The sequence below is a fragment of the Arthrobacter sp. UYEF36 genome (genome assembly GCF_040547025.1).
Lineage (GTDB): Bacteria > Actinomycetota > Actinomycetes > Actinomycetales > Micrococcaceae > Arthrobacter.
This window is the reverse complement of record NZ_JBEPOX010000006.1, coordinates 176,302-196,945: the sequence shown is the minus strand read 5'-3', so window position 1 is coordinate 196,945 and position 20,644 is coordinate 176,302. Positions and strand designations below refer to the sequence as shown.

Annotated in this window: 18 protein-coding genes; 7 read left to right on the top strand and 11 right to left on the bottom strand. The window is 66.5% G+C overall.

Going from position 1 to position 20,644, the window contains the following annotated elements; genetic code table 11:
• Positions 1 to 17: 17 nt before the first annotated feature.
• Entirely contained in the window at positions 18 to 926 is a 909-nt protein-coding gene (locus tag ABIB29_RS11225; RefSeq protein ID WP_354172771.1) for a LysR substrate-binding domain-containing protein, read from the bottom strand.
• Between the two features lie 173 nt (positions 927 to 1,099).
• On the opposite strand from ABIB29_RS11225, the gene ABIB29_RS11220 reads away from it, so the two are divergent.
• From ABIB29_RS11220 to ABIB29_RS11195, 6 genes are read left to right on the top strand one after another with little or no spacing between them, the layout of a single operon-like run.
• Entirely contained in the window at positions 1,100 to 2,350 is a 1,251-nt protein-coding gene (locus tag ABIB29_RS11220) for a CaiB/BaiF CoA transferase family protein (RefSeq protein ID WP_354172769.1), read from the top strand.
• Entirely contained in the window at positions 2,343 to 2,807 is a 465-nt protein-coding gene (locus ABIB29_RS11215; protein ID WP_354172767.1) for an acyl-CoA thioesterase, read from the top strand. The genes ABIB29_RS11220 and ABIB29_RS11215 overlap by 8 nt, the downstream gene beginning before the upstream one ends.
• A complete protein-coding gene (locus ABIB29_RS11210; protein ID WP_354172765.1) occupies positions 2,804 to 4,000 on the top strand; it encodes an acyl-CoA dehydrogenase family protein in 1,197 nt (398 codons plus the stop codon). Before ABIB29_RS11215 ends, ABIB29_RS11210 begins: the two co-directional genes overlap by 4 nt.
• Positions 4,001 to 4,032: 32 nt before the next feature.
• Complete coding sequence (gene fabG, locus ABIB29_RS11205; protein WP_354172763.1) at positions 4,033 to 4,809, top strand: 3-oxoacyl-ACP reductase FabG; 777 nt, start codon at positions 4,033 to 4,035, stop codon at positions 4,807 to 4,809.
• Positions 4,809 to 6,002: a thiolase family protein gene (locus ABIB29_RS11200; RefSeq protein ID WP_354172761.1), complete on the top strand. Its 1,194-nt coding sequence runs from the start codon at positions 4,809 to 4,811 to the stop codon at positions 6,000 to 6,002. Before fabG ends, ABIB29_RS11200 begins: the two co-directional genes overlap by 1 nt.
• Positions 6,002 to 6,454 (top strand): MaoC family dehydratase, encoded by a 453-nt coding sequence (locus ABIB29_RS11195; RefSeq protein ID WP_354172759.1) that lies wholly within the window; start codon positions 6,002 to 6,004, stop codon positions 6,452 to 6,454. The genes ABIB29_RS11200 and ABIB29_RS11195 overlap by 1 nt, the downstream gene beginning before the upstream one ends.
• A 305-nt stretch (positions 6,455 to 6,759) precedes the next feature.
• Here the strand turns inward: ABIB29_RS11195 and ABIB29_RS11190 are convergent, their stop codons facing one another.
• From ABIB29_RS11190 to ABIB29_RS11160, 7 genes are all read right to left on the bottom strand, one after another.
• Positions 6,760 to 6,942, bottom strand: coding sequence for a hypothetical protein (locus tag ABIB29_RS11190; protein WP_354172757.1), 183 nt, complete (start codon positions 6,940 to 6,942; stop codon positions 6,760 to 6,762).
• On the bottom strand, positions 6,939 to 8,405 hold the full coding sequence (locus tag ABIB29_RS11185) for an MFS transporter (protein WP_354172755.1): 1,467 nt from the start codon (positions 8,403 to 8,405) through the stop codon (positions 6,939 to 6,941). The genes ABIB29_RS11190 and ABIB29_RS11185 overlap by 4 nt, the downstream gene beginning before the upstream one ends.
• 70 nt (positions 8,406 to 8,475) lie before the next feature.
• A complete protein-coding gene (locus ABIB29_RS11180) occupies positions 8,476 to 9,690 on the bottom strand; it encodes a CaiB/BaiF CoA transferase family protein (protein ID WP_354172753.1) in 1,215 nt (404 codons plus the stop codon).
• 166 nt (positions 9,691 to 9,856) lie between these two features.
• The gene (locus ABIB29_RS11175) at positions 9,857 to 11,887 is read right to left on the bottom strand and encodes a TRAP transporter permease (protein WP_354172751.1); all 2,031 of its coding nucleotides are present in this window, start codon (positions 11,885 to 11,887) and stop codon (positions 9,857 to 9,859) included.
• Positions 11,884 to 13,053 (bottom strand): TAXI family TRAP transporter solute-binding subunit, encoded by a 1,170-nt coding sequence (locus ABIB29_RS11170; protein ID WP_354172749.1) that lies wholly within the window; start codon positions 13,051 to 13,053, stop codon positions 11,884 to 11,886. The genes ABIB29_RS11175 and ABIB29_RS11170 overlap by 4 nt, the downstream gene beginning before the upstream one ends.
• A gap of 31 nt (positions 13,054 to 13,084) precedes the next feature.
• The gene (locus tag ABIB29_RS11165) at positions 13,085 to 13,891 is read right to left on the bottom strand and encodes an enoyl-CoA hydratase/isomerase family protein (protein WP_354172748.1); all 807 of its coding nucleotides are present in this window, start codon (positions 13,889 to 13,891) and stop codon (positions 13,085 to 13,087) included.
• Between the two features lie 682 nt (positions 13,892 to 14,573).
• Positions 14,574 to 14,777: a cold-shock protein gene (locus ABIB29_RS11160; RefSeq protein WP_013599688.1), complete on the bottom strand. Its 204-nt coding sequence runs from the start codon at positions 14,775 to 14,777 to the stop codon at positions 14,574 to 14,576.
• A 158-nt stretch (positions 14,778 to 14,935) separates the two neighbouring features.
• On the opposite strand from ABIB29_RS11160, the gene ABIB29_RS11155 reads away from it, so the two are divergent.
• Positions 14,936 to 15,679 (top strand): glycosyltransferase family 2 protein, encoded by a 744-nt coding sequence (locus ABIB29_RS11155; RefSeq protein ID WP_354172746.1) that lies wholly within the window; start codon positions 14,936 to 14,938, stop codon positions 15,677 to 15,679.
• Here the strand turns inward: ABIB29_RS11155 and ABIB29_RS11150 are convergent.
• The 3 genes from ABIB29_RS11150 to ABIB29_RS11140 all read right to left on the bottom strand — a co-directional run bounded on the left by ABIB29_RS11150 (position 15,676) and on the right by ABIB29_RS11140 (position 20,637).
• A complete protein-coding gene (locus ABIB29_RS11150) occupies positions 15,676 to 16,614 on the bottom strand; it encodes an alpha/beta fold hydrolase (protein WP_354172744.1) in 939 nt (312 codons plus the stop codon). The genes ABIB29_RS11155 and ABIB29_RS11150 overlap by 4 nt on opposite strands.
• Positions 16,615 to 16,640: 26 nt before the next feature.
• Entirely contained in the window at positions 16,641 to 17,789 is a 1,149-nt protein-coding gene (locus tag ABIB29_RS11145; RefSeq protein ID WP_354172743.1) for an alpha/beta hydrolase, read from the bottom strand.
• A 112-nt stretch (positions 17,790 to 17,901) separates the two neighbouring features.
• A complete protein-coding gene (locus ABIB29_RS11140; protein WP_354172741.1) occupies positions 17,902 to 20,637 on the bottom strand; it encodes a PEP/pyruvate-binding domain-containing protein in 2,736 nt (911 codons plus the stop codon).
• Between the last annotated feature and the right edge of the window lie 7 nt (positions 20,638 to 20,644).

Genomic DNA, 20,644 nt, shown 5'->3' with positions numbered 1-20,644 from the left:
CTGATACCTGCAACGCATCAATCCGGTAGGGGGCCCGGCGACGGGAGAACAGACTCGGAGAGCCGCAGGACCTCGCGCAGGGCCGGACTCACGTTGTCCTTGCGCCAGACCAGCCGCAGCTGGATGATGTCGGCAGGATCAGCCAGCGGCAGGAAAACGACACCGGGGTGGCTGAAGTTCTCCGGCACCGAAGACACCGTCAACGCGACCCCGATGTCGGCGGCGACCAGTGCCATAAGCGTCTGGGAATCCGGCGCCACCTGCACGATGTCCGGGGCAAAGCCGGCGGCGCTGGAAAGCCGGCGAAGGTAGTCGTGCAGAATGGCTCCCGGATGCTCGGGAAGTGTGACAAAGGGCTCGCCTGCGAGATCGGCCATAAGGAGCGAGGCCCGCCCGCTCAGGCGATGGGCCTCGTTCAGCACCACCACAAGCCGCTCATTCGCCACAGTCCGGGATTCCAGGGCCGCCGGAATGAAGTTCCACCGGCCCAGCCCCACTTCCATGGCGCCCCTCATGACCCGGTCCATGGCTGGCAACGCAAAGTTTGAGCTGGAGAGCTGGAACTCGATGCCTGGATGGGTTTCCCGGACCCGTTTGGCAAGCTTTCCGACCATAACGTGGGAGGAAACCCCGGCGAACGCCACCCGCACCCTCCCGGTCTCGCCCTTGCCCACTGACGCCACCGCGACGGCCGATCGGCGGCAGGCCTCCAGGATGTCCCGCGCCGGCACCAGCAGTGCCTCGCCCTCGGCCGTCAGCCGGACCGTGCGAGTGTTCCGGACGAAGAGGGGTGCCTTGAGCTCGTGCTCCAGCCGTTGAATGGCCCGGCTCAGGGGTGGCTGCGCCATGTGGAGCTTTTGTGCCGCCCGGCCGAAATGCAGCTCATCGGCGACCGCTAGAAAGGCCCTGATCTGTTGAATTTCCATGCCGGATCAGGCCCGGTCCGGGTAAACGTCGTTGTTCATCTGCCCACGATACCCAATAAACGGCCGCCGGCGTTGATGAGCCTGCGGTATCAATCCGGCACCAAATATGTATTGGACGTGGATCAATCCGCTTGCCAAGGTAGGTGATGCAGACCACACACCGGAGGAATCACATGAAACAACCGAACGCTGAAACAGCCGCCGGAGCGGGCCATAGTCCTACCCCCGACGCTGTCGGTCCGGCCGCCGAGGTGCTGGGCCGCCCGGGGACTGGCCCGTTGGCCGGCGTCGTGATCGCAGATTTCAGCCGGGTGCTCGCTGGCCCCTATGCCACCATGCTGCTGGCCGATATGGGTGCGACGGTGATCAAGGTTGAGGGGCCCGGAGGTGACGACACCCGCAGCTACATGCCACCGGTCCGCGACGGGGAGGCCACGTTCTTCCTGGCGGTGAACCGGAACAAACACTCGATCGCACTGGACCTCAAGGACCCTGAGGACCTTGAAGTGGCCCGGTCCCTCGTGCGCGCCGCGGACGTCATGATCGAAAACTTCAAGCCGGGCAACATGGAACGCCTGGGATTGGACTACACCGCCGCCTCGGAGTTAAAGCCAGACATCATCTATGCCTCCATCACCGGGTTCGGCACCGGCGCCGGCGCGCACATCCCAGGCTATGACCTGCTCGTCCAGGCCGCCTCCGGAATGATGAGCCTGACCGGGAGCCCGGAGACGCAGCCCTACCGGGCCGGCATCGCCTTGTTCGACGTCATTACCGGCCTGCACGCCGCCATCGGCATCCTGGGGGCGCTGCACCACAGGTCCCGAACCGGGGAGGGCCAACTGGTGGAACTCAATCTGCTGACCTCGGCCCTTTCCGGCATGGTCAACCAGTCAGCGGCGTACGTGACCGGCGGCGTGGTGCCCACCCGGATGGGCAACGAACATCCCAGCATGTACCCCTATGCGCCGATGCAGACGGGTGATGGCATGATCATCATCGCGACAGGCAATGACGCCCAGTTTGCCCGGCTCTGCGCTGCCTTGGCGATTCCTGAAGTCGCCGCGGACCCGAAATTCGCCACGACACTGCAACGCAACGCGCACCGGGATGAACTCCGGGAGATCCTCCACGCCAAGCTGGCCGCGCAGTCCGCCGCGCAGTGGTTCACGCAGCTCTCCGACGCCGGCCTGGCGTGCGCCCCGATCCAGGACGTGCGCGGCGGTGTCGACTTCGCTGAACGGCTGGGACTGCAGCCGGTGGTCCTGGCCGGCAGCGGGACGCGGAAAATCCCCACGGTCCGGCACCCCGTGGAGTACTCCCGCACCCCGGTCGACTACCCGCTCGCGCCTCCGGAGCTCAACGAAAGCTCCGAGCTGGTCCGCGACTGGCTGCTCCGGCAGAAAACCCTGGCCCATGCCTGAGCCGTACCGGGCGAGGATCTCCCCGCGCTGGTCGGACCAGGACCTCAACGGCCACGTCAATCATGCCGCAGTCGTGACGCTGCTGGAGGAGTCCCGGATCCAATGGCGCTCGACCATGCCGGGCCTCGGGACTGGCGGCGCGACCCCGACCGTGGTGGCCGCCCTCGAGCTGAACTACCGCCGCCCTGTGGTCCACGGCCAGGACCTCACGGTCGAACTGACGGTCAGCAGGATCGGCACCAGTTCCTTCACCCTCGAGTGCGCGGCCACCCAGGGCGCCGACGTCGCCGTGGACGGCCGGACCGTGCTGGTTTCGGTCTGGCCGGAGACCGGCACGGCGAGGCCCCTGACCGAGCAGGAGCGGCGCTGGCTCGCAGAGTTCCAGCCCAGGCAATGCCGCACCGAAGCACCCGCACCGCAGATTTCCGATCCCACCCCCATGGAGTTGACGCTATGACAATCGAACCGGCCGGACACGGCACCGACTTCTACCTGATGGACGATTTCCTCACAGCTGAGGACCGCGCCCTGCGGCTGAAGGTCCGAAGCTTCGTGGACAAGGACCTGCTTCCGGTCATCAACGGCTATTGGGAACGGGCGGAGTTCCCGTTTGAGCTGATCCCCAAGCTCGCGGCCCTCGGCATCGTGGGCACCACCATCCAAGGCTATGGCTGCCCGGGGCTGAGCCGGCTCGCTGCCGGGATTGTCGCGGCTGAAGTCTCCCGCGGCGACGGCTCCGTCAACACCTTCCTCGGCGTCCAGTCCGGCCTGGCCATGGGCACCATCAACATGCTGGGCAGTGATGAGCAGAAGGAACGCTGGCTTCCCTCAATGGCCACCTTGGACAAAATCGGTGCGTTCGCCCTGACCGAGCCGGACCACGGCTCCGACTCGGTGGCGCTGGAGACCAGCGCCCGGCGGGAGGGCGACAGCTACATCATTAACGGCCGTAAGCGGTGGATCGGCAATGCCAGCATGGCCGACGTCGTCATCATCTTCGCCCGCGACGAGGAGGACGGCAAGGTCAAGGCCTTCGTCATGGAGCGCAACGACGACGGAAGCTACCCGGCCGGGTACCACACCGAGGTGATCACGGGCAAAATCGGCAAACGTGCGATCCTGCAGCCGGACATCACCCTGGAAAACGTCCGGGTGCCGGCGGACAACAGGCTCACCGGCTGCCACTCCTTCAAGGACGTCACCCGCGTCCTGACCGCCACCCGCAGTGGAGCCTCGTGGGAGTCCCTGGGCCACGCCATGGCCGCGTACGAGGCGGCAGTGGACTACGCGAAGACCCGCCAGCAGTTCGGCAAAGCGATCGGCAGCTTCCAGCTGGTGCAGAACAAACTCGCCAACATGCTCGCCGAACTGACAGCCATGCAGCTGATCTGCTTCCGGCTGGCGGTCCTGGCCGAGGACGGGCGCATGACCGGGCCCATGGCCTCCCTGGCCAAGATGCACACGGCCCAGAAGGCCCGGTGGATCTGCTCCGAAGCCCGAGACATGCTTGGCGGCAACGGGGTGCTGCTTGAAAATCACGTGGCCAGGCACATGACGGACATGGAAGTGGTGTCCACCTACGAGGGCACCGACTCCATCCAGTCCCTGCTCATCGGCCGAGAAATCACCGGCATCTCAGCCTTCGGCTAGATCCCTTACCCGACACAACCAAAGGAAACACCATGAGCAATTTCACGAACAAGGTGGCAGTCGTCACCGGCGGGGCGCAGGGGATCGGCGCCGCCACCGCACTGACGCTGGCGGCCGGCGGTGCCGTCGTCGCTGTCCTGGACCTCAACGAGGACGGCGCCAAGGACACGGCAAAGCAGATCTCCGCCCATCCGCAGGTGCTCTCGGCCGGCGGCCGGGCCGTCGCGGCCGTCTGCGATGTCACGGACGAAGCCACCGTTGAGCGGGTCTTCGCGGAGCTCCACCGGGAGTTCGGCCGGCTCGACATCCTCGTCAACAACGCGGGCATCACCCGCGACAACCTGTTCTTCAAGATGGAGCGCCCCGACTGGGAATCGGTGCTCACCACGAACCTGACCAGCGCCTACCTTTGTTCCCGGGCGGCGCAGCGGTACATGGTCCCGGCCCGGTCCGGAAGAATTGTCTCGCTCAGCAGCCGCAGCGCCCTCGGCAACCGCGGCCAGGCGAACTACGCGGCCGCGAAGGCCGGCATCCAGGGCCTGACAGCCACTCTCGCTCTCGAGCTTGGCCCGTTCAACATCACCGTCAACGCCGTGGCCCCAGGCTACATCGCCACGTCCATGACTGCCGCGACAGCCGAGCGGGTCGGCAGCAGCCCGGCCGACCACCAGGCGGCGGTCGCCGCCCGTACACCGCTGGGCCGGGTTGGCCAGCCCGAAGAAGTGGCCGCCGCCGTGGCGTTCTTCGCCAGCGACGACGCCTCCTACATTTCGGGCCAGACGCTGTACATCAACGGCGGGGCACGCTGATGCCGGAGGCGTTCCTCGTCGGCGGTGTCCGCACGCCTGTGGGCCGCTACGGCGGGGCGCTCGCCACGGTCCGGCCCGACGACCTGGCCGCCCTGGTGCTGCAGGCCGCCGTGGCCCGGGCGGGCATCGACCCTGACAGCATCGACGAGGTCATCCTCGGCTGTGTGAACCAGGCCGGGGAGGACAACCGCAACGTTGCGCGGATGGCGGTGCTCCTGGCCGGATTGCCCGACGCCGTCCCCGCGGTGACGGTCAACCGGCTCTGTGCCTCCGGCCTGACCGCCATCAGCATGGCGGCGCAGTCCGTCCGCAACGGCGACGCCGACCTTGTGGTCGCCGGCGGCGTCGAATCCATGACGCGTGCACCCTGGGTGATGGCCAAACCGGAAAAGCCGTTTGCCAAACCGGGGGAACTGGCGGACACCTCCATCGGTGCGCGGTTCGTCAATTCGCGGATGCAGGCCGGCGCCCGGTTCTCTATGCCGGAAACGGCTGAGGAGGTGGCCAGGCGTGAGGGTATCTCCCGTGCCGATGCGGACAGCTTCGCCCTGCGCTCGCATGACCGGGCGCTGGCGGCGATCGACGCCGGCCGGTTCCGGGACGAGATCGTTCCCGTTCCCGTGGCCGGCCGCCGCGGCGACGTTTTGTTTGTCGACACCGATGAAGGACCGCGCCGCGGCTCCACCCCGGAAGCGCTCGCGGCCCTGCGGCCGATCGTCCGGCCGGACGGCATCGTCACTGCGGGCAACTCCAGTTCCCTCAACGATGGTGCCTCTGCCGTGGTGGTGGCCAGCGGCGAGGCCGTTGCCCGCTGGGGTCTGACGCCGCGGGCCCGGATCGTCACCAGCCAGGCCGCCGGGGTGGCCCCGGAGGTCATGGGCATCGGCCCGGTGCCGGCCACGCGGAAGGCTCTGGCGAAGGCCGGCTGGAGCATGGACGGCCTGGGCGCCGTCGAACTCAACGAAGCGTTCGCCGCGCAGTCCCTGGCCTGCATGCGGCGGCTGGGGCTGGATCAGGAAATAGTGAACAATGACGGCGGCGCGATCGCCATGGGGCATCCGCTGGGATCCTCGGGTTCCCGGATCGTCGTTACACTGCTGGGCCGGATGGAACGCGAAAACGCGGCCCGCGGCCTGGCCACGATGTGCGTCGGCCTGGGCCAGGGCGTCGCGATGCTGCTGGAGAGGGTCTAATGAGGTTGTTCGAAAATATTGCCGAGCTGGAGAGCCTGACGGGACAGGAAATTGGGGTGAGCGGCTGGCACCGGCTGGAGCAATCCCAGATCCAGGCGTTTGCTGACGCCACCCTGGACCAGCAGTGGATCCACACCGATCCGGAGCGTGCCGCCAACGGGCCCTTCGGCACCACCGTGGCCCACGGCTACCTGAGCCTGTCGATGCTGCCGCACCTGGCCGGACAGGTATACCGGGTCCAGGGCGCGGAATCGATCATCAACTATGGGCTGGACAAGGTCAGGTTCCCGGCCCCGGCCAAGGTCGGTTCCCGCATCCGGGACCGGCTGACGCTGACCTCGGTGACCGAGACGGCCAACGGCCGGCAGCTGAAGGTCCTGCACAGGATCGAGCTGGAAGGCTCCGAGAAGCCGGCCTGCATCGCCGAAACCGTGTCCCTCCTGAGGATGTAAGGGACGGCAGCCGGGTCCGCCCTCCACCACGGCACTCAATGCACCGACACCATCCGAACAATGTCGTTGCGGCTGGACCCGGACTGCCGGCTCCCCCCTAAGCGCCAGCGTTCCTTGCTTCTCGCTGCCGGGCATACTGATCGCACCCATGCAGCGTTTGAGTGAACACCGAAGAGCGAGTCGATGCTGCCGTTGGCGTGGGCGACCATGCCTGCCGCCTTCGGGTTCAGGCCCGGGCACTCATGGCCCTGGATGGTTGTGTCCGCGACGTTCAGCGCGAGGGCGGGCAGCAGCCCCCAGGGAAATTAGCACGCTCCCAGTAGCCGTTGATCACTGGCAGCCGCGTTCCTGCGCGAAAAAACGCGCACCGTGACCCGCCCGGTGATCTCCTCGGGGCTGAGGTCGTCGTCGGGCCGGGAGGAGCCTGCGTCGGTACTGGTGCCCGTGGCGGCTGCGATGCCTCGTTGGGCTGCAGCCTCAGTGGTCATGGCTGGTCTTCAATGGAGGGGTGAGGAATCCCGTGGCGTGGAGACGGGCCAGAAACACCGGGCCCGCCTGGCCGGCCCCGCTGAGCGGACCGGAGTGTGACGAGCAGGGCGAATGCCGTCAGGGAGACAGCGGGGAAAAGAAGCAGGGTTGCATTGGCTGCGTAGGCCAGGGCGACGACGGAGTACCCGGCGGCCATCGAGAGGAAGCGGATCATATTGTGGATACCTACCGCGGTGCCTGACTTCCCTGCCCTGGAGAGGACGATCTCCATAGCAGCCGCGCTCTGGGTGAAGGCGATCCCGATTCCGGCGAGCACGAGCCCCGTCACCACCAGGGACAGGACTGCCCAGCGGACCACGCCGAGCCGGGAGCAACACATGGCCAGGGCGACGACAGGTCCGGATGCCCCGAGAATGGCGATTCCATAACTCAGTTGCACGTGGACACCACGGCGGCGGCCCAGCCTCGCGGCGACGGGTCCCGTTATGACCATGGACAGAGCCATCGTAAACACGATGGCCCCGATGCTCGCGGGGCCAAGATTCAGGTCTGAGGCAAGGAACAACGGTACGGCTACGATGAAGACCGCCATCGACCCCATGGCCAGTCCGGCCGCGGCGGCGGCCCTCAAGTATCCCCGGTCGTGCATTAGAGACGGGTCCAGAAGTGGCCCCGGAGCCCCTTCATGTTCGGCGGCGAATCTGGCCCGCCGCACTGAAAGGCGGGCAAACAACCACCAGCTGAAAACGCCGCAGCCCACGGACAACAGAATCCACCACCAGGACGTGGTCTGGCCGATCAGTACTGTCCCGGCGGCCGTGGACCCGGCCCCGACGACGAGCCAGAACATCGCGAACCTGTGCATGGGCGGGCGCTGTCGGCCGGTGGGCGGCATGGACATCGAGAGCAGGAGAATCATGACGAGGACCAGCGCCGCGTGGCTGAGGAAGACATACCGCCAGCCGAGGGCCTCCGTGACGATACCACCGAAGAGTGGTCCGATCGCCTGGCCCAGACCGATGGCCGAAGCCCAGGCGCCCATCGCCTGCGCCGTCCGGTCCGGCCAAAGTTTCACCAGAGCGGCCTGGACGCAAGGTGGGATGGCGCTGCACGCTGCGCCCTGTACAGCCCGGGCGGCGATCAGCGCCTCGGTCCCGGAGGCCTGCGATGCCGCGGCCCCGGCGAGGATCAGGACACCGAGGGCCCAGATTAGTAGGGTTTTGGTTCCCAAACGGTCGCCGATCCATCCGGCAAGCGGCACGAACATGGCCATCGCCATGGTGAAGGCGCTCACGGCCAGGACCGACTGCTGGGTGGTCATGCCCAGATCGGTCTGAATGACGTACAACGGTGCGTTCATGACGTTCGCCGACAGGGTGCCCAGCGCGGTTGTGCCGAGCAGGGCAATGTAGGCGATACGGCTTGCACCGTTACCGGTGTTGCCCTGTGCCGCTGCGTTCATGCCCGTTCGTCGCCAGTGCAGGGCTCCTGGTCCGGCCAGCGGACGGGCAGCAGTGCGGTGGACACGGAGCTCATGATGCCTTCCGGACCGCCCGCTGTGAGTTGCGCAGCCAGGCCAGTACCTTGTCCCGGTCGCCGTCGAGCAAGGGCGGAGCCTGGGTATAGTCGACGGGTGTTCTGCTGAAAGCCACGGGGTGACGAACGGTGGGGATGCTGCGGTCTCCGCATCCAGCCACAGCCACCGGCTCCAGGCCGAGTCTCTGGGCGAGTCCGACCCCTTCCTCGACGGTCAAGATCGGGGCGCACGGCACCTGGACCGCCTTGAGTCGTTCGAACCAGACCTCTGCATCTTCGGTGCCAAGTCGTTCTATCATGATCTGACGCAACCCTGCTCGATGCGCGTTGCGCGCGGCAGGTGTGCTGAAGCGTTCGTCTTGCGCGAGCGCCGGGACACCCAGACATGCACACAGACGTCCGAACTGGCCATTGTTGCCAACAGCGATGACGATCTCTTTGTCCCGTGCGGGGAACGGTTCGTAGGGGTAGAGACTCGGGTGTTCGTTGCCCATACGGGTGGGAACGCTGCCCCCGGTCACGTAGGCCGCGGACTGGTTGACAAGTCCGGACAGGGCCGACGAGAGCAGGTTCAGCTCGACGTGCTGTCCCGTCCCGGACTCTTGCCGCTCGTGGAAGGCGCCCAGAATGCCGACCGCCGCGTGCAGCCCGGTGATGACGTCGAACAGGGCTACGCCTGCCCGGTAGGGCTCACCGTGCTGGCTGCCGGTGAGGCTCATCATGCCGGAGAGAGCCTGGGCCAGCAGGTCGTAGCCAGGGAGCTCTGCCCCACCGGCCGTGCCGAAGCCGGTAATGGAGGCGTATACAAGGTCCGGCCTCGACACGCTGATACTTTCGTAGTCGAGGCCGTATCTTGCGAGCCCGCCTGGCTTGAAGTTTTCCACCAGGATGTCTGCCCGGGCGATAATCTGCTCCACCACATCGAGTTGCTCCGGGTCCGCAAAGTCCAGTGAGATGGAGTACTTGTTACGGTTTACTGAGAGGAAGAAAGTGCTTTCCCCGTCCCGTTGCGGCGGCACCCACGCGCGGGCGTCGTCGCCGGAGGCGCTTTCCACCTTGATTACCGTGGCCCCCATATCGGCCAGCAGCATAGTGCAATAGGGGCCTGCGAGCACCCGGCTGAGATCGGCCACCACGACGCCGGCCAGGGGGCCTGTCCCGGGTCGCCCGAAAATCTCCCGCAGTTCCGCTGCACCCAGGGACTGGTTCATTTTTTTCCTCTCGTAGTTCAATCGGGTTCGACCGGGCGCGCTCACTGGCGTAACTCGTACCAGCCGCGCCCGGTCTTGGGCCCGTAGCGGCCTTGCGCATAGAGCTTCTCGATTGATGGGTGGGGCAGGTCTTCGGGGTCCCCCGTCTGCCCTGCCCTGTTTACTGTCAGCGGGTTGCGCCAACACTCTGTTTGCTGTCCGCTGTGGCACCACCGGCAGGGACGGGGCCTTTGGCGCCGCTGCCCGGGATGGGGCGCTTGGTGGTCACGAAGGTGAGCGCGACGCTCACGGCCACGAGCGCCAGACCGGCGACAGCGGACAGCGTCATCGGCAGGAATAAAAGGAAGCCGCCGATGCCCGCGGTGACCCGGAACCATGGGCGCATCGGCCGGTCGAAGCCGACCACCCAGCCCTCGAGGGCGGAAGCCAGGGCATATACCCCGACGATGCTGAGCACAAAGGCGAGCAGGATCTTCCCGGGTGCGTCCTGGGCCACCAGGGCCGGATTTAGCGCAAAACCGAAGGGGACGATGTACTTCACAGCGCCCAGGCGCATGGCCGCGAAGCTCGTGGCCATCGGCGGCGCCTTAGCCAGCCCGGCAGCGGCGAATGCGGCCAAGCCCACCGGCGGGGTGATGTAGGAGACAGAAGCCCAGTAGATGACGAACAGATGTGCTGCGAGGGGGTTCACACCCAGGTCAACCACTGCCGGGACCATGACGATGGCCAGGAAGACGTAAGCCGCCGAGATGGTCATGCCCATCCCTAAGATGAAGCAGGTCACTGCGCCGGCAATGAGGATGAGAACCACATTGTCACCAACCAGGGCGACGAGCTCCCGGGCCAGGGACAAGCTGACACCTGTGGCCGTCAGGCCCCCGACGATCAGCCCGACACCGGCGATGATGCCGATGATGTTGCTGAGGGTCTTGCCGGAGTCCACGAGGAAGTCGGTGAACTCGCGGAGACCAAATCGTTGGTTGCGCCTCAGCACGGCCACGATGAGCAAAACAGCGATCACGAAGTAGGGCACCTGGGTTTCGGAGTTCATGACGAACAGCAGGCTGGTCAGCAGCACGAGGGCAACGATGTAGGGCCAGCCGGTCAGAAGGGCGGCCCTGGCCCGCGGCAGCTGAGCGACCGGCACGCCCCGGAGCCCCTTGCGGGCGGCGTACCCGTCGATCTGCAGGAAGATGCCCAGGAAGTACAGGAACGCCGGGATAATCGCGGCGATCAGGATCTCGGTGTAGGGCACGCCGACGAAGGAAACCATGAGGAACGCCGCAGTGCCCATGATTGGCGGTGTGATGGACCCTCCGGAGGAGGCCGTGGCCTCGATCCCTCCGGCGTACGTGGAGCTGAACCCTGAACGCTTCATGGCGGGGATGGTCATGGGGCCGGTAGTGAGCACGTTGGACACGGCACTGCCGCTCATCATGCCCATGGCGGCACTGCTTGCGACTGCCACCTTGGCGGCCCCGCCCCGGTACCGTCCGAAGATCGACATCGCGAAATTGTGGAAGAAGTCCGCGCCACCGGTGTGCTGCAGGGCTACGCCGAAGATCAGGAAGCCCACGAGGATTGTCGCGGCCGTCTGGATGGGCAGGCCCAGGATGCTTTCTGCGCCCATCGCGTGCACCTGCGCCAGCGTTGGCAGGTCATAAGTTACGCCCTGCAGCACACCGACCGGCAGGTACTCGGCGAAGAGCGGGTAGATGGAGAAGACGAGCGCTATCACCGTCACCGCGAGTCCGCCGGTGCGGCGCAGCACCTCGAGAACGACCGCCCACAACACGAAGGCTGCGACAGTGGCAGGGGCGGGAGCCATGTACTCCCAGCCGAAGTTCTTGATCTGTGTGCCGTTGAATGCGAAGTACAGGCACACCCCAGCCGATATGAGCATCAGTATGATGTCGTACCAGCGCACGGAGGAGCCGCGCGCCGGGGCTGCCGGCTGCGCATCGTCCTCCTGGGTGGCTTCGATTTCCTCCGTCAGGGGAGTCTTGCGCAGCGGATTGACGATGAATACGACCGGCAGAAAGCACGCCAGCACCAGATACAGGTAGGAGTTCGTCAGCAGGGAGAGCCCGAACAAATTCCAGAAGAACACTTGGTTCATGGCCAGCAGCACGCCCACGACGGTCAGCGCGATTACGGCCACCCGCCAGAAAGGCGTGATCCGTGTCTCAGTTCTCATGGTTTGGTCCCCTCATTGGGCTCGGTGGTGGACTCCCCGTCCAGCCCGGTCTTCTTCCAGTTCTTCCAGTTCTCAGCAAGGTCCCGCTTGGAGGACGAGTCGACGACCCCGGGCCAGGCCTTGCGCATGTTCTCGCCGCGCTCGATGAGCTCGTTGTTCTTCCTTTCGAGCTCCTCGCTCCAAGCGCCGCGCTCCTTGAAGTACCGAACCGTTCCCTCGTGGAACGGGACCACCAGCGGCTCCTTCAGGACGTCGTCGAAGCTGAACCGCTTCGCGTCCGGGGTCCTCCCCTTGTAGTCGTCGAAGTTCTCGTCAATAGCCTTGACCACTCTGTAAACCTCGTCCGCGTCGCGTGAGCCCAAGGTGGTGAGAGGAATCGTGTACTCCAACACCCGCGCCCCCTCACCCTTGTCCATCCCGGCACCATCGGTGACTTCAGCTATCTGGACCATGGGGGCCAGTTCTTTCCAGGTTTCGTAGCGGGCCGGGTCCGGATCATCGAAGCTCAACCATTTGACGCCGGTCTTGCTGGACAGCTCCTCGATGTTGGATCCGACGACATTCTGGTAGAGGGCGTCGATCTGGCCGGCTTCAAGGCCGGCTATCTGCTCACCGTAGGAAATGGGGACCTGTTGAACGTCGTTCCACGTCAGTGCCCCGTAGTTGAGGAAGCCCTCCATCTTGTTATTGATCGACGTGTTCGCGGTCAGTTTCGGGAAGCGTTTGCCTTTCAGGTCTTCGTACGAATCGATCCCGCTGTCCTCGCGCACCAACAACCCGTAGTTGCCCAGCGGGGCCCAGACCATGCGGATATCCTGGGGTCCCCACTCGGGATTGGCGTACTCGTAGTTCCCTTCGAAGGCGTAGAAGTACTCGTCGCCGGTACGTGCGTAGTCCACGGTTCCGTTCACCAGTGGCGCGAGCCGTCCAATGCCGGTATCGGCCGTCATTAGCCGGACCTGCACGCCCTCCTCGCTGGTGAGGGTGTTGGCGATGGCGGCGAGGTCGTTGTAGGTTCCGGTTCCCACGTTGTAGGTGGACCACACCATTTGTTGCGGCAGAGCGTTTGGACCCGGTGCCTGCCCGGGCGCTGCGCCAGCGCAGCCCGTCAAGGTCATAACCGGGATCGCAGCGAGTGCGAGGATCATGCTGTGCACCTTTTTCATGGCGCCCTTTCGAATAGGTGGTCGGCCGCGGTCAGCGGCCGGTGAACCGCGGTTCGCGCTTCTCGTAAAACGCATTCCTGCCCTCGAGGAAGTCGGCCGTCTCGAATAATCGCGGCTGTCGACTCCCCTCGAAGGTGAGGACGTCCTCCAGGCCACTGGACGCGCTCCGGAAGCCCTGCTTGACGGCCGCGACGGCGAGGGAAGCGCGCCGTGCGAGCTCGTCGGCGCGCCCGACTGCCGCCGCTAGCACGTCCTCGTCGGCCACCACCTCGTCGACCAGGCCGAAGTCCAGGGCGTCATGGGCGCCGACGGCGGCTGCCTCAAGCAGGAGCCGCCGGGCACGTGCCGTCCCGACCCGCCCGGCAAGCAGATGCACCAGACCACCGTCGGGCATTAGGCCCAGCCGGGTGAACGGCAGCAGGATGCGGGCACCTTCGCCGGCGACCACAACGTCGCACGCGCATACCAACCCCACTGCCACGCCCGCGGCGGGACCCCGCACAGCGGCGACCACCGGCTTGTCGAGCTGCGTCATCTCACGCAGCAGGGCGGCGACGCCGGACATCCGATCCAGGGCATCACTGCGGGTTTCCGGCGGCATCGAGGCGAGGTCACCCCCGGCGCTGAAGCAGTCCCCTTCGCCGGTAAGTACGATTGCGCCGACCCCGGGATCCCCGGCCAGTTCTGCCAAGGTAGTGCGGAGCCCTTCCCGGAGTGCACCATCAAGAACGTTGCGCCGGGCGGGGTCATCGAGAGTAACCACGGCAACCGCCCCGGAGCGTTCGGTACGAATCCGGGGCGCCCCGGTCGCAGCTCTGAGTGGGGACAGGTGGGACATGCGCGGGCTCCTCCAGCAGGTGGGTTTTTGTATCCTTCGTCACATTTCCACGGATATTAGGAAAGTTCCAATACCTAATTGGTGCCCGATTGATACCTGCTTCTCAATAGAATCGAAAAGGGTATTGCCGGCGCCTTCTATCGGGGACTGGCACGTTCCCGATGCCCCTGAATCCGGGCGCGGACTGCCTGTGAGGACCATGCTCGACCAGCTGACGGGATTGGCCGGCTTCCGCTGATCAGAGTTAGGACCGGGACCTGAAACGAAGATTCCGTGGTCATACGGGTTTGGCCAACGCTCCTTGTCGCGTTCCAGCTTCAGCTATGGCTGACGACGGCGTAAGAAACTTCCTGGCTATTAAGGATCCTGTTCTGACGCGCATGGCTTTTTCGAGATGAGGAGTGGAGGTCAGATCACCTACATGCACGCAACTAAAAAAGCCTCTGCATGCCGGCCCTGACTTGTTCATGCAGGCAACGTCCAGGCAGACACCGGCTCGCGTTTATGCAAGCACGGCCGCCGCGAACCCACCGGCCTCCACCCCGCCGTCCTACCACCCTGCGCTCCCACCCGACAAGCGCACCCCACGACAAACGCCCCTCCCGAGGAATCCTCGAGGGGGGCGTTTGTGGTCTTGGGGAAAGCATGGCGGCCGGCTGGCCGGTGCTGCTATCCGGAGTATTTAGAGCGGGCGGATGTTCTCGGCCTGCGGGCCCTTCGGACCCTGGGTGACGTCGAACTCTACCTTCTGGTTCTCGTCCAGCGAGCGGTAGCCGCTGCTGGCGATTGCCGAGTAGTGGGCGAAAACGTCGGCTGACCCGTCATCCGGGGCAATGAAGCCAAAACCCTTTTCGGCGTTGAACCATTTAACTGTGCCTGTAGCCATGCCATATCCTTCTGAAATGCTGCTGATCTCCGGCGGCCCGGAGGCCAACGGCTGCGGAGACATTCGTCCGCTGTTGCCCAACCTACGGGGCCGGGGGCCTTGGTGCAAGAGTCCAACGGGGACATTTCGTCCCGTCCCCGGACTATAGTCGGGGCAATATGACAACAATCTCGGTGGTTATCCCGACCCGGAACGACGCTGACATGCTCGCCGTCTGCCTCGCCGCCCTCGCCCGGCAGACCCGTCCGGCTGATGAAATCGTCGTCATAGACAACGCCAGCACGGACAACACCGCGGAGGTCTGCGCCGCCGCCGGGGCCCGGCGGATCACCGTCGAACTCCCGGGTATCGCCGCCTCTACGGCGCACGGATTCGACGCGGCCCGCTCCGAGCTGATTGCCAGGCTGGACACGGACTCGATCCCGCCCGTGGACTGGCTCGAACGGGTTGAAGCCATTCTGAACCACGCGGGCCCGCTGTCCGCCGTATCCGGTCCTGCCGACTTCTACGGCGAAACCCGGTTCGCCCGGTGGGTGGGCACGAGTGTCTACATTCCCGGATATTTCTGGGCCATGGAAAAGCTGCTGGGACATCCTCCGCTGTTTGGCTCGAATTTCGCCCTGCGGTCGGACGTCTGGGACCGGATCAAGGGCTCCGTGCATCGGGGCAATCCGCTGGTCCACGATGATCTGGACATTTCCTACCAGATCCCGCCCGAAGTGAAAGTGATCGGCGACCCCACACTGCGCGTGCAGGTCTCCGCGCGGCCGCTGGCGGACAGGCACTCCGTCGGCCGCCGCCTGTCGATGGCGTGGACCACTTTCAGTGTCGAGTTCAAGCAGGAGTGGCCGTTCCGGCGGCGGCGCCGCCGCCGTCAATGGGAACGCGACAACCCGCGCTAGGTTGACCTGTAGAGCTCGATCAGGTCGCGGCTCATCTGGTGCGGCGAGGTCTCACTCGGGCTGTGGCCGCCCCGGTACACCGCGATGCGCGCGCCGATGAGCTGCGCGAAGCGCCGGTGCAGCGCAAGGGGCCAGAGGTCGTGTTCGCCGACGGCGACGAACTTCGGCAGCGCCGCCTCGGACAGTACCGCTCTCAGATCCGGCGCGTGCTGCATCAGCCCGACGATGTCGCGAACGGAACTCCGGCGGGTAAAACGGAACCGGTAGTTCACAAACCGAATCCGGTTTGGCAGGACACGCACGACGTTGACGCGGATGCCCCAGATCATCAGCGCGGCGCCGACCCGCGGGTTGACCCAGCCGCTGAACCGTCCGATGCGCTGGACGCCGCGGAAGCTCTGGCCGGGCTCGGGCGGGCAGCTGAGCAAGGTGAGGCTGCGGAATTTCTCCGGCCGCCGGGAGAGGGCCACCTGGGCGACTATCGCAGCGAAGGAATACCCGACGACGTGCGCAGGCCCGTCGTCGGCGTCGAGCATGGCGAGCAGATCGTTCGTGAACAGCTCGTAATCGTAGTGCGCGCGGGGAGGCGCGAGGTTTTCCGGACCCGCCGCGGCGGATTCGTACTGGCCGGCAATGTCGCAACTCAGGACGAAATACCCGGCCGCGGCGAGCCCGGGCAGCATCAGCACGAAGTCTTCCTTGGATCCGGTGGCACCGGGGATCAAAAGCACCCGAGGATTCCCTGGCGTACCCATGGACAGGGTAGCGAGCGGTCCACTGGGGGCATCGAAGGTGCCCCGCACGGCACCGTCAGGCAGGGCAGCCCAGTCCACGTCGCCCAGGGCGGCATCCCGGCGGGCGGCTTCGTCAACCAGCGCCGACCCGAATCCCTCAGGTTCCTGGTCGCTTTGTGCGTTGCTGTCGGCAGACACCATGGACTAAACATAGCCCCGTGCGGTCCTCAGGCCACCGTGCGCACGAAGGCATGCAGCCGGCGGTAGACCTCCTGCGATTCCGGGTAGCGGAAGTTCTGCTGCCAGGTGTGCTCGGTGTTGGAGTTGTCCCAGTCGTAGATGAGGCTGTCCACGGGGACGGAGTGTTCGTGCAGCCGGGCAATGAAGTTCATGTTGGCGGCATAGAAGAAGTCCCGTTCCGAAGTGGTCACGAAGACCGGCGGGAAGCGGGAATCCAGCCATTCGATCGGCGAGAGGAATCCTGCGCCCTCGCGGAGGGCCTCAAGCCGGCTGGGACCGGAGCCGGTGAACCTGCTCCCGAAGCCGCCGCGCATACCCCCGCCGATGCCGCGGTTCCTGCCACCGGAACGGAGCCCGGGCAGCAGCATCCGGATGAAGCTCAAGCTCAGCACGAAGCCTTTGTCGAAGAAAACGGAGAAGTCCACCACGCTGCAATGCTGGACCAGTCCCTTGAAGTCCGACGCCGGTACGGCCGGGGTCAGGCCGTGGTGCCGCGCCAGTTCCGGCCGGAAGCTGGCTGCGGTCAGGAGCGCCGCGATCTGGCCGCCGGCGGAGTCGCCGCCCAGCACGATGCGCGATCCGTCGCCGCCATAGCCCGCAATGTTCTGCCGGACCCAGGCCAGCGCGGCGTTGGCGTCCGCCAGGACGTGGGCCATCTGGAAACGCGGAGCCTTCCGGTAGTTCACGTTGACCACCACCATGCCGCCCTCGGCTTGGCTGGCGCAGTACTTGGTCAGCGAGGCCTTGTCCCCGGAAGTCCAGCCGCCGCCGTGGAAGTACACGTAGACGGGCAGCGCCCCCGTCGAGCCGGCGCCGGCAGATGCGGCGCCGGCTGCTGAGGTGCCGCCGGACGGTTGAGGGGTGATGACGTCGAGGCGGTGTGCCCGGATGCCATCGCCCACGAAATCGATGTCGTGGAAGTATTCGACGCCGGTAATCGGGTCGACGTTGAAGCGGGAGTTCTCGCTGGCCTTCACCGAATGCATCAGCACCCGCCAGGTCCACACCGGAACGCGCCGCAGGACGTTCCGCGCTTTACGGGCCAGCGCGAAGGTGCCGACGGATTGTTGCGGCCGGTGCCGGGCCAGCTGCAAGGACGACTCGTGCAGCGTTGGCTGGTGGGCCGGTGTGGTCATGAGCCAATTCTATCTGGCACAGCTGTGCTACAGCTGTGAGGCCAGCCTGCCCTGTCCCGGAGCGCGCGGGCGGCGGCGCGGCATCCCCGGATCACGGCGCTGCACGACCGGATTAAGGCTCCTCGCGGATGGTGCCCGCCGCGCCGTCGACGGTGACCGTCTGGCCCGTCCGCAGCCGGGTGGTGGCGTCCGGGACGCCCACAACGGCCGGGATGCCGTACTCACGGGCCACCACGGCTCCGTGGGATATCACTCCGCCCATTTCCATGACCAGCGCACCGGCCGTCAGGAACAGCGGCGTCCAGCCGGGGTCCGTCGAGGGGGCCACCAGGATTTCGCCGGGTTCCAGGTGGGCGCCCACCGGGTCCACGATCACCCTGACCCGTCCGGTGGCGGTGCCTGCCGACGCCGGTGTCCCGGTCATGGCCCCGGACGCCGGAGACGTCGCCATCATTGCGGCCTCGACGTCGGTGCCGTCGGACAGCAGCAGTCGCGGGATGCGCCGGCGTCGCAGTTCAACGTCGTACAGCTGACGGCGGCCCGCGACGATGCCGTGCAGGTCCGCGCCGCGCAGGCCCACGCGGATTTCGTCGAAGTGGAGGAAGAAGACGTCATCGGAGGCGGCGATTGTGCCGGCCGAGGCCATGTCCGCGCCGACCTGCAGCAGCTGCCGATGCATCTCGCCGAGCACAGCCACGATATAGAACTTCGGCAGTTCGCGCAGTCCTGCCAGTTGCCGCACGCGGCGCAGGCTGAGGGCCAGCGCCCGTGCGCGCCAGGGGCTCCGCGCCCGCGCCTGCTCCACCAGGCTGCGGATCCTGTCCTCCGCATGCTCGGTTGCCCGGGCGAACTGCCGGTCGGGAGCCTGCTCCGGGTCCTGGACGCGGAGGTAGTTGGAGATCATGCCGAGGATGTGGTCGGGCTGCCCGGACCAGCGGGGCATGCCGAGGTCTATTTCCGCTACGGCGCGGTGGCCGTAGCGGGCGAGGAAGCCACGCACCCCGGCCTGGGCCTGTGGCGGCAGCGTGCCGGCGAGATATTCGGCGGACAACACCTCGGGTTGTTTCGCCAGGAATTCCCCGCGCGACACCGGGTCCTCGCCGATGGAAACGGCGAGCTGCCAGAGTTCCAGGTCCATCTCCGTGGTGATGTTGTGGGGAAGGCCGCGAAGCACAGCTTCCAGCTCCCTGGGTGGGGCGATGCCGCGCAGCAGCCGTCGGGCCACGGCCAGCATGATGTAGCCAACGGACGGGCCCGGGAGGGTGGCCCGTATCAGTCCATCAACCGAGCGGCCCAGGATCTGTTCGGTGTATTCGAGCCGCTGGGCGGAGCTGGCGGGCTCGGCCAGCCGGAGCTCGGATTCGAGCTCCCGGCCGTAGTTTTTCGCCCGCCGCAGCTCAGCGGCGGGCCGGATAGCGGCCCGGATCATGGCAGGAAACAGCCCCGCGAAGAGGCTGAGGGTGGCTGTTTTTTCGGTGCTGCCGGTGCGTCGGGGCGGTGGCGGGATGCTGCGGCCGGCCTTGGGCCTGCGCAGGGTCTCCAGGAACGGGTGGTCGACAATGCCAAACCTCGGATCTTCGAGCAGTGCCGGGAGGACGGCACCGGATCTGCCGTCCGCCAGGGGAAGCAACCGCAGCAGGTAGGCGCGGCCGGACTTGTTGCGGACCACTGCCGTCAGGTCCACGTACATCCGCATCCCGGGGTTGACATACCGCCAGGGTCCCTTGCTGTTGCGCATCAGCTCGAGGACAGCCAGCCCCAGCGGCGTGATCGGCCGGGTCAGCCCCTGGAACAGGGTGCCGCACAGGTACACCCGGGTGGGGGCCGGGGCGCCGGAGCCGGCGTCTTCGGGCGCGGGCTCGGGCAGCGGATACAGCGTGGTGATCGGCCGTGACTGGGTGAGCCAGATGCGGCCGGCGGTGTCGATCGCCCATTCGATGTCCTGCGGCGCCCCGAGGAGGCGCTGGACGCGGTCTCCGAGCGCCGTGAGGTCCCGGAGCTGGGGCTCACTCAGGACCGGGCCGCGTCCGGGGTCCGTTCCTCCCGGCGTTCGAAGCCTGAGGCGGCCGGAAGCCGTGTCCAGCACGAACTGGTCCGGGTTGACCGACCCCGAGACCACGGCCTGCCCCGAGCCGGTGCTGGCATTGATGACCGTCTCGGTCCGGGTCCCGGTGACGGGGTTTGCGGTGAACAGCACCCCGGCCGTGGCGGCGTCGACCATGGCCTGGACGACGACGGCGAGCCCCACGTCGCGGTTGCTGATCCCGTAGGAGGACCGGTACGCCACCGCCCGGTCGCTCCAGAGCGACGCCCAGCAGCGCCGGACCGCCTCGACCACGGCGTCGGCGCCGATGACATCGAGGTAGGAGTCCTGTTGGCCGGCGAAACTGGCGAATGGCAGGTCCTCCGCCGTGGCGGAGGAGCGGACGGCCACCGGCAGGGTTCCGCCCATCTCCGCGTACGCGGAGCGGACGGCGGCATCCACCTCGGGCGGGATCGGCGCTTCCGCGATCAGTGCACGGGCCCGCCCGGGCACCACGCCGGGCGTTAAGGTGCCCGGCGCTGCCCCGGATGCCGCTGCCCCGGGCGCCGCTGTACCTGCCCCGGATGCCGGCACATCGAGTTCGGCTGCGAGGGCAGCGAGTCCGGGTGGTTCCGCCAGTTCGTAGGCGACGGTGGTCAGGCAGAACCCGCGTGGCACCGGCAAGCCGGCCGCCAGGAGTCTGCCGAGGTTCAGGGCCTTGCCGCCCACCAGGCGCAGGGGGGCCGTGCCCGTCCCGCTGAGGTCCAGCACGAGGGGGCCTCCGGGTGAACTGCCGGCCGACGGGTCAGGACGCGCAGAATCCATGGCGGGC

Excerpts from the sequence above, each read along its gene's own strand:
- ABIB29_RS11225 (WP_354172771.1), bottom strand. The coding sequence starts at position 926 with ATGGAAATTCAACAGATCAGGGCCTTTCTAGCGGTCGCCGATGAGCTG.
- ABIB29_RS11220 (WP_354172769.1), top strand. The coding sequence starts at position 1,100 with ATGAAACAACCGAACGCTGAAACAGCCGCCGGAGCGGGCCATAGTCCT.
- ABIB29_RS11215 (WP_354172767.1), top strand. The coding sequence starts at position 2,343 with ATGCCTGAGCCGTACCGGGCGAGGATCTCCCCGCGCTGGTCGGACCAG.
- ABIB29_RS11210 (WP_354172765.1), top strand. The coding sequence starts at position 2,804 with ATGACAATCGAACCGGCCGGACACGGCACCGACTTCTACCTGATGGAC.
- fabG (WP_354172763.1), top strand. The coding sequence starts at position 4,033 with ATGAGCAATTTCACGAACAAGGTGGCAGTCGTCACCGGCGGGGCGCAG.
- ABIB29_RS11200 (WP_354172761.1), top strand. The coding sequence starts at position 4,809 with ATGCCGGAGGCGTTCCTCGTCGGCGGTGTCCGCACGCCTGTGGGCCGC.
- ABIB29_RS11195 (WP_354172759.1), top strand. The coding sequence starts at position 6,002 with ATGAGGTTGTTCGAAAATATTGCCGAGCTGGAGAGCCTGACGGGACAG.
- ABIB29_RS11190 (WP_354172757.1), bottom strand. The coding sequence starts at position 6,942 with ATGACCACTGAGGCTGCAGCCCAACGAGGCATCGCAGCCGCCACGGGC.
- ABIB29_RS11185 (WP_354172755.1), bottom strand. The coding sequence starts at position 8,405 with ATGAACGCAGCGGCACAGGGCAACACCGGTAACGGTGCAAGCCGTATC.
- ABIB29_RS11180 (WP_354172753.1), bottom strand. The coding sequence starts at position 9,690 with ATGAACCAGTCCCTGGGTGCAGCGGAACTGCGGGAGATTTTCGGGCGA.
- ABIB29_RS11175 (WP_354172751.1), bottom strand. The coding sequence starts at position 11,887 with ATGAGAACTGAGACACGGATCACGCCTTTCTGGCGGGTGGCCGTAATC.
- ABIB29_RS11170 (WP_354172749.1), bottom strand. The coding sequence starts at position 13,053 with ATGAAAAAGGTGCACAGCATGATCCTCGCACTCGCTGCGATCCCGGTT.
- ABIB29_RS11165 (WP_354172748.1), bottom strand. The coding sequence starts at position 13,891 with ATGTCCCACCTGTCCCCACTCAGAGCTGCGACCGGGGCGCCCCGGATT.
- ABIB29_RS11160 (WP_013599688.1), bottom strand. The coding sequence starts at position 14,777 with ATGGCTACAGGCACAGTTAAATGGTTCAACGCCGAAAAGGGTTTTGGC.
- ABIB29_RS11155 (WP_354172746.1), top strand. The coding sequence starts at position 14,936 with ATGACAACAATCTCGGTGGTTATCCCGACCCGGAACGACGCTGACATG.
- ABIB29_RS11150 (WP_354172744.1), bottom strand. The coding sequence starts at position 16,614 with ATGGTGTCTGCCGACAGCAACGCACAAAGCGACCAGGAACCTGAGGGA.
- ABIB29_RS11145 (WP_354172743.1), bottom strand. The coding sequence starts at position 17,789 with ATGACCACACCGGCCCACCAGCCAACGCTGCACGAGTCGTCCTTGCAG.
- ABIB29_RS11140 (WP_354172741.1), bottom strand. The coding sequence starts at position 20,637 with ATGGATTCTGCGCGTCCTGACCCGTCGGCCGGCAGTTCACCCGGAGGC.